Origin of the sequence: Myxococcus hansupus (genome assembly GCF_000280925.3) — a bacterium.
Classification (GTDB): Bacteria; Myxococcota; Myxococcia; order Myxococcales; family Myxococcaceae; genus Myxococcus; species Myxococcus hansupus.
Genome location: NZ_CP012109.1, coordinates 9170436 through 9182249, shown reverse-complemented (window position 1 = coordinate 9182249; position 11814 = coordinate 9170436). Strand labels below are relative to the sequence as shown.

Here is an 11814-nt window from a genome sequence, read left to right as displayed (position 1 = left end):
GGGCGCAAGGTCGCTATTCCTTGGGGCATGTTCTTCAATCCCACCAAGAAGCTGAGGATTCCGACCCCGGAGGAAGCACTGCCAGGCCGGTCGGAGGAGATGCCCGTCCCCCCGAAGCACGAGGTGCTGGGAACGCCCATCAAGGGCGCCGTCCCCGAAGGCATGGAGGAGGTCTTCCTCGGCCTGGGGTGTTTCTGGGGCGCGGAGCGCAAGTTCTACCAGACGCCGGGCGTGTACAGCACCGCGGTGGGGTACGCGGGCGGACTGACGCCCAACCCCACCTACCGCGAGGTGTGCAGCGGCCTCACCGGCCACAACGAGGTGGTGCGCGTCGTCTTCGACCCGAAGAAAATCCCCTTCGAGCAGCTCCTGCGCGTGTTCTGGGAGAGCCATGACCCGACGCAGGGCATGCGCCAGGGCAACGACGTGGGCACGCAGTACCGCTCCGGCATCTACGTCACCAGCGAGGCCCAGCAGCGCGCCGCCGAGGCCAGCCGGGACGCGTACCAGCAGGCCCTGTCCGCGCGGGGCTTCGACGCCATCACCACCGAGGTGCTCCCGGCGCCCGCCTTCTACTTCGCCGAGGACTACCACCAGCAGTACCTGGAGAAGAACCCGGGAGGCTACTGCGGCCTGGGCGGCACCGGCGTGAGCTGCCCGGTGGGCGTGGGCGTCAACGCCTGAAGCAGGACGCCGACGTGCGCGGGCGCGTGTGAGGACTCCCATGCGCCCGCCGTACCGGCACGCGGTGCAATCCCAGACAAAGACAGCGCAAAAGAATCGTGTGGCGGGAGCCGTGCGCTCCAGGCCCTACACATGACTTCCTCGACTTAACGCGTTGTCCGACCCTGGTTTGACTTTGTTGCGATGCCGAACGAATAGAATGAGAGGCAGAAAGGAAAGGACCGCTCGGACGCCGTTCATCGTCGCTGCGCGCTGGTTCACCCCTCCCCTCACTTTCTCCAGCGGTCCGCTTTTCCCTATGAGTGTGCCGATTCTCCCCCTGCGGGGTGCCTGGCTGTCTTTGGCCAGGGCCTGCGCTGTCGTCGCGGTATGGCTGTGCGCCGCCCTGGGCGCTCGCGCGGAGGCCCAATCCGGGCCCAACCTCGCGCTCAACCGGCCGGTGGTGACGTCCTCCTCGCAGGAGGGCCTCACCGGCAACTTCGCCGTGGATGGTGACGGAGGAACGCGCTGGGGCAGCCTGTTCGCGGAGGGCGAGTGGCTCTACGTGGACCTGGGCCAGCCCACGGACATCACCCGCGTGGTGCTGACGTGGGAGACGGCGTACGGCCGGGGCTACCGCGTGCAGGTCTCCAACAACACCACGACCTGGCAGGACGTTCGCGTCATCACCGACGGTGACGGCGGCGTGGACGACCTCGCGGTGACGGGCAACGGCCGCTACGTCCGCATCCTCGGGACGCAGCGGGGCGCCCCCGACTACGGCTATTCGCTGTGGGAGTTCGCCGTGTACGGCGGCGCGCACGCCTCGGGCGACCTGGCCCGCAGCCGGCCCGCGACGGCCTCCAGCGTGGAGGGCAACGTCGCGCACCTGATGCCGGCCTACGCGGTGGATGGTGACTCGACGACGCGCTGGTCCTCCGACGACACGTCCGACGCGCAGTGGATTCGGGTGGACCTGGGCTCGAACCAGCAGCTCGGCCGCGTGGTGCTGGACTGGGAGGGCGCCTACGCCCGGCGGTACGTGATTGAGGGCTCCACCAACGACACCACCTGGACGGCGCTGGCACCCACCATCACCGACGGCGCGCCCGGCAGCCGCAGCATCACCGTGTCGGGCACCGCCCGCTACGTGCGCATGCGCGGCATCGAGCGCGGCACCGGGTACGGGTACTCCCTCTGGTCCTTCGAGGTCTACGCGCCCGGCGGTGGCCCCCAGGAGCCGCCGCCGCAGACGACGCCGCAGACGGTGAGGCTGATGTTCCCGGAGCTGGCGTACGCGAAAATCAACGTGTCGCCCGCGCCCCTCAGCGTCACGCCCACGCCCGAGGAGGGCAACACCACCCCGTCGGTACGCAACCCGCCCGGGCCCTTCACCTACGAGCTGACCTTCGCGCCCAACACCGTGGTGACGATGTCGAAGAACCAGTTCTCCCCCACCGCGCCCAACACCGACATCCGGCTGGTCGTCACCACGTCCACCGGCACCGTGCTGCGCGGCCAGTCCGTGTCCGCGCTGGCCGTCCAGGGCGCGGAGTGGCGCGTTGAAATCTTCACCATCACCACCGGCCCCGACGGCCGCGACCGCACCATCATCCCTGACCCCTACCAGGCGCCCGCGCCGCCCGCCGTCGCCGGCGCCTTCCGCGTGGTGGCGCCCGCGAACGAGGCCGTCATCACCACCACCCGCCGGCCCACGCTCCAGTGGGCGCCCGTCACCGGCGCCACCGGCTACACGGTGTTCGTCAACCTGAGCCGCAATGACTACGACTGGATGGCGCCGGGCAGCCTGCTCAACCGCTTCACCCAGGTGGGCACCACCACCGGCACGTCCTTCACGCTGCCGCAGGACCTGCCCGACCGCTGGACGTACAAGTGGTACATCGTGGCCAACCTGGGCGGTGGCGGAACCAGCCGCTCCGACCTGCGCACCTTCAGCGTCTACCTGCCCGTGGTGGAGACGGCCCCGGACGGCGTCGCGCTCATCAACGGCCGGCGCGACCTCAACAAGAACGGCGTCATCGACCCGTACGAGGACTGGGCCAACCCCATCTCCGTGCGCGTCAACGACTTGATGGCGCGCATGACGCCGCACGAGAAGGCGCTCCAGATGTTCTACGAGGCCCGGACGGTGCCCCAGGCCGGCTTCACCATGGGGCCGCTCTCCCCGACGGACATCGTGAGCTTCCAGCGCGCCTCCGCGGCCACGCGCCTGGGCATCCCGCACATCGACGCGGGTGACACCATCCACGGCTTCAAGACGAGCTGGCCCACGCAGCCCGCGCTCGCCGCGTCGCGGGATTTGGACACCGTCTACGAGCTGGGTGACATGCAGCGCCGCGAGCAGCTCGCGGTGGGCAGCCGCGGCACGCTGTCACCGCTGGCCGAGGTGGGCACCAAGGTGCTCTACCCGCGCATCCAGGAAGGCGGTGGCGAGGACGCCGACCTGGCCGCGGGCATGACGCGCGCGTTGATTGCCGGCCTCCAGGGCGGCCCCGAGGTGAACCCGCACTCCCTCTGGGTGACCACCAAGCACTGGCCGGGCCAGGGCGCGGGCGGCGAGGGCGGCATCACCTACGACGGCACCACCATCCACTACCACATGCGTCCGTGGCACGCGGCCATCGAGGCGGGTACCAGCGGCATCATGCCCGGCTACGCCGGAAGCTGGCTCTTGGGGCCGGAGGGCTGGGGCGCCGGAGACAACCCCGGCATCCTCAACTACCTGCGCAATCAACTGCGCTACACGGGCGTCATCTGCTCGGACTGGCTGCCGTCCGGTGCGTGGTCGCGCTCGGCGATGGCGGGCTCGGACGTCATGGGCGGCGCCAACCCGCTGCAGATGGGCGACTTCGAGAGCGTCGTCACGCCGGCTCGCATCGACGAGGCCGTGCGGAAGATTCTCGATTTGAAGTTCCGCCTGGGCATCTTCGAGGACCCGTACCGCAACGGCCCCGCGGGCATGTCGGAGTGGCACACGGCGGACCACAAGGCGCTGGTGCGCCGCGCGGCGCAGAACGCGATGACGCTGCTGAAGAACGACGGCGCGCTGCCGCTGCGGCTGCCCGCGGGCTCGCGCATCGTGGTGGCGGGGCCTCGCGCGGATGACCCGGCCTGCATGGTGACGTGGCGCTCCGACTTCCACGGGACGGAGTTCGGCGACCTCACCATCTATCAAGCCATCAAGCAGCGCGCGGAGCAGGACGGCATCACCGTCTACAAGGACGCGGCGCCCGCGGGCGTCACCGTCAACGCGGCCATCGTCGTGGTGGGCGAAAGCTACTTCACCCACGGCACCGAGTGGGACAAGGAGAAGCCCTACCTGCCCGGCGACCCGATTGGCCCTCCGCACGAGCCGCAGTGGGGCAACCAATACGGCCTCATCACCGGCTACCGGGCGCAGAACATCCCGGTGACGACGGTGATGATTCTGCCCAGGCCCTACATCCTGACCAACGTGGTGCCGCAGACGAACGCGCTGCTGATGGCGTACCGGCCCGGCGACATGGGCGGCGTCGCCGTGGCGGACGTCCTCTTCGGTGACGTGCTGCCGCGCGGCCAACTCCCCTGGCAGCTCCCGCGCTCGCTGGACCAGATTGGCACCGACGTGGAGACGAACCAGTTGGAGCACTGGGATTTGCCCTTCGACGTGGGCGCCACCGCGGCCCAGCGCGCGGAGATTCGCCAGCGCATCGCCCAGGGCCTGCCCATCTCCCCCATCTACGGCAACCCGCTGTTCCAGTACGGCGCGGGCATCCAGGGCTTCGGGCTGTCGGACTCGACGCCGCCCACGGCCTTCACGCTGCTGACGCCGGCGCCGGGCTCCACCATCACCACGCGGCCCACCTTCACCTGGACGCCCAGCACCGACCCGCAGACGGGCATCCACCGCTACGAGGTCTTCCTGGACGGCAGCCCCTTCCCGGTGGCGACGACGCGGACGCCCTCCACGACGCTCACCAACGTGTCCCTGGGCAACGGCGCGCACACCTGGTTCGTGCGGGCCTACAACTGGGCGGGCGGCGTGACGACGTCCGCCACGGCCACCTTCACGCTCAACGACACCGCGCCGCCCGCGGCCTTCACCGCGCTGTCTCCGGCGGCCGGAGCGTCGGTGCCGGGCACGTCCACGACGTTCATCTGGGAGCAGACCACGGACGTGGGCGCGGGCGTGGCGCGCTACGTCCTGGTGGTGGACGGCGCGGACCGCACGCCCGCGGTGACGCCCCGGGATTACGTGGGCCCCACCACCAACCTGGCGCTGGGCCGCAACGTGTCGGCCACCTCGTCCGAGTTCGGCAGCCCCAACGACGCGGTGGACGGCAACCCGGAGACGCGCTGGGCCAGCCGCAACGACGTGCCCAGCCCCGACACGGAGTCCATCACCGTGGACCTGGGCGCCGTGTACTCGCTCAAGCGCGTGGTGCTGAGCTGGGAGGCCGCGTACGGCCGCCGGTACGTGGTGGAGACGTCCATCGACGGCAGCACCGGCTGGCGGACGCTGCACACGGAGGCGGCCGGCAACGGCGGGGTGGATGACCTCACCGGCCTGAACGGCGTCGGGCGCTACGTGCGGATGCGCGGCGTGGAGCGCGCGACCGCCTACGGGTACTCGCTGTGGGAGTTCGCGGTGTACGGCGTGGGCACGGAACAGATGTCCGTGACGGGCCTCTCCACGGGCAGCCACACGTGGCGGGTGCGCGCGGTGGACGGTGCGGGCAACAGCACGCTGTCCAACGGCCCCATCACCTTCACCAAGTAGTCAGATAACACCCCGGTGGCCACCGCGACTCGGGCGGTGGCCACCCAGCCCCAAGGGGCGACGCCCCGCGGTCCTAGCCTCAAAGACATATCAAACGAACCCTACCCGACACGGTGGCCTCCGGACCCTACCCTCCAGGGCAATCACCTCAGCCCGCAGGTGCAGCCCCTCCGGAAGACGACGTCCCGAGACGCATGGCACGACCTCTGCTTCGGGGCCGCGCGGAGCCGACGACCCCCGTCATGGCTCCAGCCCGCAACTCACGTCAGTCCCAATCTCGACTCAAAGGACGTCAAGAATGGCCGCGTATCTTGTTCAGAATCAGTGGGGCGGTTCGCAGGCGGCGTGGAATCCCGGTGGGCTCTGGCTCATTGGAGCCCGGGACAAGCAGAACGTGGTGGCCTTCGACATCAAGTCCGACGACGGCGGTAAGACGCTGAAGGGCACCATGACGTACAACGGCGAAGGCCCCATCGGCTTCCGCGGAACCCTGCTGGAGGCGAACAACTACCGGGTGGAGAACCAGTGGGGTGGCTCCTCCGCGCCCTGGCAACCGGGCGGCACGTGGGTGCTCGGCGCGCGCAACAAGCAGAACATCGTCGCCGTCAGCATCAAGTCCACGGACGGCGGCAAGACGCTCACGGGCACCACGACCTACAACGGCGAGGGCCCCATCGGCTTCAAGAGCGAAGTGACGGAAGGCGACAGCTACTCCGTGGAGAACCAGTGGGGCGGAAAGACAGCGCCCTGGCAGCCCGGCGGCGTCTGGGTGCTGGGCACCCGCGGCAAGCAGAACGTCATCAACGTCGACGCGAAGTCCACGGACGGCGGCAAGACGCTCACCGGCACCATGACGTACAACGGCGAGGGCCCCATCGGCTTCCGGGGCACGCTGACCTCGCCGGACACCTACACCGTGGAGAACCAGTGGGGCGGCAACTCCGCGCCCTGGAACCCGGGTGGCTTCTGGATGATTGGCGCCCGTAACGGCCAGAACGTCGTCGCCCTCAAGGTCGCGTCTGGCGACGGCGGCAAGACGCTCTCGGGCGACATGACCTACAACGGCGAGGGCCCCATCGGCTTCCGCGCCAGCCTCGGCTGACCTCCGCGCGTGGCCATGGCCTGGCCGGCCCCGACTCGCGGGCCGGCCGGGCCTCACGGCTCACGCCAGGTTGTGGAACACGCGCTGGACGTCGTCGTCCTGCTCCAGCGAGTCCACCAGCTCCAGCACCTCGGTGGCCTTGTCCTCGGGCAGCTCGACGGGGGTCTGCGCCACGTACTCCGAATCCGCGGACACGGGCGTCAGGCCCTTCGCTTCGATGGCGGCCTGGAGCTGGCCGAAATCCGCGAAGGCGGAGCGGATGATGATCTGCTTCTCACCCTTCTCGCCCACGCCCTCGCCCATCTCCTGGAGGCCGTGGTCGATGAGCTCCAGCTCCAGCGAGTCCAGGTCCAGCCCCTCCGGGCTCAGCCGGAACACGCCCATGCGCTGGAACATGAAGGCCACGCTGCCGCTGGTCCCCAGATTCCCGCTGTACTTGTTGAAGCGCATGCGCACGTTCGCCACGGTGCGCACGACGTTGTCCGTCGCCGTCTCCACCAGCAGCGCGATGCCGTGGGGGGCGTAGCCCTCGTAGAGCACGATTTCGTAGTCGGTCGCCGACTGGCCGCTCGCGCGTTTGATGGCCGCGTCGACCTTGTCCTTCGGCATGTTCGCGGCGCGGGCGTTCTGGAGCACCCGGCGCAGCGTGGAGTTCGAATCGGGATTCGGCCCACCGGACTTCACCGCGATGGCGATGTCCTTGCTGATCCGCGTGAACACCTTCGCCATCTTGTTCCAGCGGGCCATCATCGTGGCCTTGCGTGTCTCGAAAATGCGTCCCATGGGAGGATGTATAGGTCGGCCACGTTCCGCGTGGCTACTCCCTGTCGCGCCCCTTGGAGGCCCAATGTCCACCAGGGAAGGCCGCCCGGCGGCCGGGCCATCCCGGCGCCCCCTCCGAGCGGCGCTCAGCAGCAGCGCCCGCCGCCCCCTCGGTAGCGGGCCTGAAGCCGCTCGTCGAAGAACCGCGCGTAGCTCATCACCTCCCGGTCCGGGTGGTGGCGGCGCATGTGCTCGACGTAGGTGTCGTAGTCGGGAACACCAATCATCAGCCGGGCCACCCGCACCGCGCGGCGCCAGGCCGGGCCCAGCCATGCCCACACGGCGCCCATGTCAGGGGACCTCCGCCGCCGGGAGCGGCACCGCGGGGGACTCCTTCGCGGTGGGCACCGGCGAGCGCAAGGCGGCCAGCGCCGCGCGGACCCCGAAGAGCGCCGTGGCCACCACCAGCACCATGAACACGCCAGTGAGGGTGGCATCCAGGTAGTCGTTGCCGATGATGCGCTCCATCTCCTCCACGGAGGCCGCGGGCGCCACCACCTTCCCCTGCTCCGCCGCGGCGGAGAACTGGCGCGCGTGGGCCAGGAAGGAGACGCGCGGGTCGCTCCCGAACACCTTCTGCCAGCCCGCCGTCAGCGTGCAGATGACCAGCCAGCCCGCGGGGACCGCCGGGACCCACGCGTAGCGCTCGCGCTTCATCTTCACCAGAATCACCGTGGCCAGCGTGAGCGCGATGGCGGCCAGCATCTGGTTGGCGATGCCGAACAGTGGCCACAGCGTGTTGATGCCGCCCAGCGGGTCCACCACGCCCTGGTAGAGGAAGTAGCCCCAGGCCGCCACGCAGATGGCCGTGGCAATCATGTTCGCCGTCCACGACTCGGTGCGCTTCAGCGGGGCGTACACGAGGCCCGCCAGCTCCTGAATCATGAAGCGGCCCACGCGCGTGCCCGCGTCCACCGTGGTGAGGATGAACAGCGCCTCGAAGAGGATGGCGTAGTGGTACCAGAAGGCCATCATCCCCTCGCCCGCCACCAGGCCATGGAGAATCTGCGCCATGCCCACCGCCAGCGTCGGCGCGCCGCCCGCGCGCGACAGGATGGACGTCTCCCCGATGTCCGTGGCCGTCTGGCTGAGGACCTCCGGGGTGATGACGAAGCCCCACTGGCTGATGGTGCGCGCGGCCTCCTCCACCGTGGTGCCAATCACCGACGGCGGCGCGTTCATGGAGAAGTACACGCCCGGGTCCAGCACCGACGCGGCGATGAGCGCCATGATGGCGACGAAGGACTCCATCAACATGGAGCCGTAGCCCACCATCCGCGCGTCCCCCTCGTTGGCCAGCATCTTCGGCGTGGTGCCGGACGAGATGAGCGAGTGCCACCCGGACACCGCGCCGCAGGCGATGGTGATGAACAGGAAGGGGAACAACCCGCCGGAGAACACCGGGCCGCTGCCGTCGATGAAGCGCGTCACCGCGGGCATCCGCAGCTCGGGCGCGGCCAGGATGATGCCCACCGCCAGCAGCAGCACGGTGCCAATCTTCAGGAACGTGGACAGGTAGTCGCGCGGCGCCAGCAGCAGCCACACCGGCAGCACGGACGCGCAGAAGCCGTAGCCAATGAGCATCCACGCCAGCGACTTCGCGTCGAAGGTGAAGGCCGCGCCCCACGTCGGGTGCTCGGCGACGTGGCCGCCCAGCCAGATGGACAGCATCAGCAGCACGAAGCCCGCGATGGAGACCTCCAGCACGCGGCCGGGGCGGAGGTAGCGGAGGTAGAGCCCCATCAACACCGCGATGGGCATCGTCATCGCCACCGTGAAGGTGCCCCAGGGGCTGTGCGCCAGCGCCTTGACGACGACCAGCGCCAGCACGGCGAGGATGATCATCATGATCATCAACACGCCAATCATCGCCGTCACACCGGCGGCGGCGCCCAGCTCCAGGCGGACCATGTCGCCCAGGGACTTGCCGTCGCGGCGCACGGAGAAGACCAGGATGACGAAGTCCTGCACCGCGCCCGCCAGCACCGCGCCCACCAGAATCCACAGCGTGCCGGGCAGATAGCCCATCTGCGCGGCCAGCACCGGGCCCACCAGCGGACCGGCGCCGGCAATGGCGGCGAAGTGGTGGCCGAACAGCACCCACTTGTCCGTGGGCACGTAGTCCAGACCGTCGTTGCGCAGGTGCGCCGGCGTGGCGCGCGTGGGGTCCACCGCCAGCGCCTTGCGCGCGACGAAGCTCCCGTAGAAGCGGTAGCCGATGAGGTACACGGAGACGGACGCCACCACCAACCAGATGGCGTTGATGCTCTCGCCTCGATGCAAGGCGATGGTGCCCAGGCTCACCGCGCCCACGGCGGCGAGCAGCACCCAGCCCAACTTCCGCGCGACTCCACCCATGCCGGCCTCCGTGCGGCCGTGCCCACCCGTGAACGGTGCGGGCCAGCCTGTCACGGGCGGCTATAGCTCGGACTGTCCGGCCTGGGTGACAAATGCCCGGCGCCGACTGTCGTCCGTCAACACGTCCGGCCCGGGTGTCACGGCCTCGCCGTGAGCCCTGGACCGGCGCGCATCAGGGGGCCTGCTGCGCCGCGGGCACCGCGCGGTTCACCTGTCCGGAGCCCATGCCTCCGTCCAGCGCGCGCTCCATGTGCGGCCCCAGCCGTCCCGCGGCCATCAGTCCCGCCATGCGAAAGTCGGAGATGAACGACCAGAGCGGGTACTTGAAGGACGCCGGCTTGTTCCGCTCGATGACGAAGTGGCTGAACCACGCGAAGCCGTAGGCGGCCACCAGCGCGGCCGGAATCAGCGCGGCGCGGCCCGTGGCGGCGGCCGTCACGCCCAGGCCCACGCCCAGGCTGGTGCCCGTGAAGTGAAGCCAACGCGTGGAGGGCAGCGCGTGCTCCCGCAGGTAGAACGGCCAAAACTCGGCATAGGTCTCGATGCGGTCAGACATGAAGTGAAGTTAGGGCCTCAGGGCGCCCTCCCGTCAACCCGTCTGGACGCCGCAGCGTGTAGGCATGGACACGGGGGAGTCCACCTCGCACGGCCACCGGCCAGGCAGGCCGTCCAGCACCAGCCGTGTTTTCCACCGCGCTGCCGCGCTTCCGAGCCCGGGCCTACGCGCGCTCCACAGGTCATGAAAGACTCTGGCGCGATGACGGAATGGACGCCCAAGCCGAACCCCGCGGTCGACCTGCGGACGCTGGCCCTGAGTCCGGAAGAGGGCTTCGTGCTCTCGCGCCTGGATGGCACCACGCCCGCCAGGAACCTGCCGGCGCTGACGGGGCTGCCCCCGGAGCGGCTTCAGGTGATTCTGTCCCGGCTCGTCACCCAGGGCGCGCTGCTGCCCACCCCGGCCCCCGCGTCCCCGCCCTCGGCGTTCGAGCCGCAGCGCGTCACGCCTCCGCCCCCAGAGGCCCCTGTCGACGCGGAGGAACTGCCCGTCCTCGATTTGACGCAGCAGGACGAGGACGGCCCCGAGGCCGCGGCCGCGCCGGAGGATGTCCCCGGCGATGAGGAGGAGCCCGAGGCGGCGCTGGGCAACTACCGCCAGCTCTTCGAGGTGCGGCTCCACCCGCTCCCGGAGGACCAGCGCGTCGCCCACGCGCACGCGGCGGAGGACCCGGTCCTGTCCGCGCTCTGCTTCGACCCGGTGCCCGCCGTCATCAAGGCCGTGCTGGAGAACGCGCGCACGGGCCTGCCCCACGCACGACTGGTGGCGCGCTACCACCGCAACCCCGTGGGGCTGGAGGCGCTGTGTGCTCGCGCGGCCTTCGCGGTGGACACGGGCGTGCGGCGCTGGTTGGTGCGCAATCCACAACTTCCCGCCAGCCTCTTCCGGCGGCTGTGGAGCGCGCGCCGGCTCATGGAGTTGCACAAGGTGGGCAACGACCGCGACGTGCCGGAGTCCACGCGGCGCTCGGCACGCGAGGTGCTGCGGCAGCGCTTCTCCAGCGGTCCCGCGGAGGAGAAAGTGGAGCTCATCCTCAACACGGAAGGCCGCGCGCTGGCGGCGCTCATCGGCCTGCCGGTGGATGGGAAGACAGCGTCACTGCTGTGCGGGCGCACCTACCGCTCGCCCATGCTCATCCAGAACATCGCCCGCTGGAGCGCGGCCCCACCGGCACTCATCGCGCACCTGTTGAAGCAGGAGGCGGTGCGGCGTCAGCCGCAGTTGCGGATGCTGCTCGCCAGACATCCCAATGCTCCGGCGGAGGCGAAGCGCGGCGGAGGTTGAGACTCACGCCGACGTGCCCAGCCGCTCCATTCACGCGTCGGGTCCAGGGAGCTGTACTGTTGACGGCGGCCCTCAATCACACGCATCCCAGCAAAGTTTTCCATCTGCACGGCGCAGGCCGCTGAATGCGTCTGGAGACGACAACGGTGGTGTTGCACCCTCCTGCGGTGACGACGGATTCACCCCTGTAGAAGCGCTGTGGTCGGGTGCGCTCGACTCGAATTGACTGGAGGGGGACCCTGCGCGCCA

General features: G+C 69.8%; 8 protein-coding genes. 4 read left to right on the top strand and 4 right to left on the bottom strand.

The features are described 5' to 3' along the window. Nucleotides 1–27 precede the first annotated feature (27 nt). From msrA to A176_RS36260, 3 genes are all read left to right on the top strand, one after another. A complete protein-coding gene (gene msrA / locus A176_RS36270) occupies nt 28–684 on the top strand; it encodes a peptide-methionine (S)-S-oxide reductase MsrA (RefSeq protein WP_002633822.1) in 657 nt (218 codons plus the stop codon). Nucleotides 685–982: 298 nt separating this feature from the next. Then, complete coding sequence (locus A176_RS36265; protein WP_226994098.1) at nt 983–5443, top strand: discoidin domain-containing protein; 4461 nt, start codon at nt 983–985, stop codon at nt 5441–5443. 298 nt (nt 5444–5741) lie between these two features. After that, nucleotides 5742–6545, top strand: a complete 804-nt coding sequence (locus A176_RS36260; RefSeq protein ID WP_002633825.1) for a lectin OAA family protein — start codon at nt 5742–5744, stop codon at nt 6543–6545. A gap of 60 nt (nt 6546–6605) precedes the next feature. Here A176_RS36260 and A176_RS36255 read toward each other — a convergent pair whose 3' ends face one another. From A176_RS36255 to A176_RS36240, 4 genes are all read right to left on the bottom strand, one after another. Continuing rightward, nucleotides 6606–7328, bottom strand: coding sequence for a YebC/PmpR family DNA-binding transcriptional regulator (locus A176_RS36255; protein WP_002633826.1), 723 nt, complete (start codon nt 7326–7328; stop codon nt 6606–6608). Between the two features lie 125 nt (nt 7329–7453). Beyond that, nucleotides 7454–7657 (bottom strand): YbdD/YjiX family protein, encoded by a 204-nt coding sequence (locus tag A176_RS36250; RefSeq protein WP_002633827.1) that lies wholly within the window; start codon nt 7655–7657, stop codon nt 7454–7456. Nucleotide 7658: 1 nt separating this feature from the next. Beyond that, entirely contained in the window at nt 7659–9725 is a 2067-nt protein-coding gene (locus tag A176_RS36245; RefSeq protein WP_002633828.1) for a carbon starvation CstA family protein, read from the bottom strand. A 172-nt stretch (nt 9726–9897) separates the two neighbouring features. Beyond that, the gene (locus tag A176_RS36240) at nt 9898–10281 is read right to left on the bottom strand and encodes an Mpo1-like protein (protein ID WP_002633829.1); all 384 of its coding nucleotides are present in this window, start codon (nt 10279–10281) and stop codon (nt 9898–9900) included. A 201-nt stretch (nt 10282–10482) separates the two neighbouring features. Here A176_RS36240 and A176_RS36235 point away from each other — a divergent pair, with 201 nt between their 5' ends. After that, nucleotides 10483–11565: a hypothetical protein gene (locus tag A176_RS36235; RefSeq protein WP_002633830.1), complete on the top strand. Its 1083-nt coding sequence runs from the start codon at nt 10483–10485 to the stop codon at nt 11563–11565. The last annotated feature ends 249 nt before the right edge of the window (nt 11566–11814 follow it).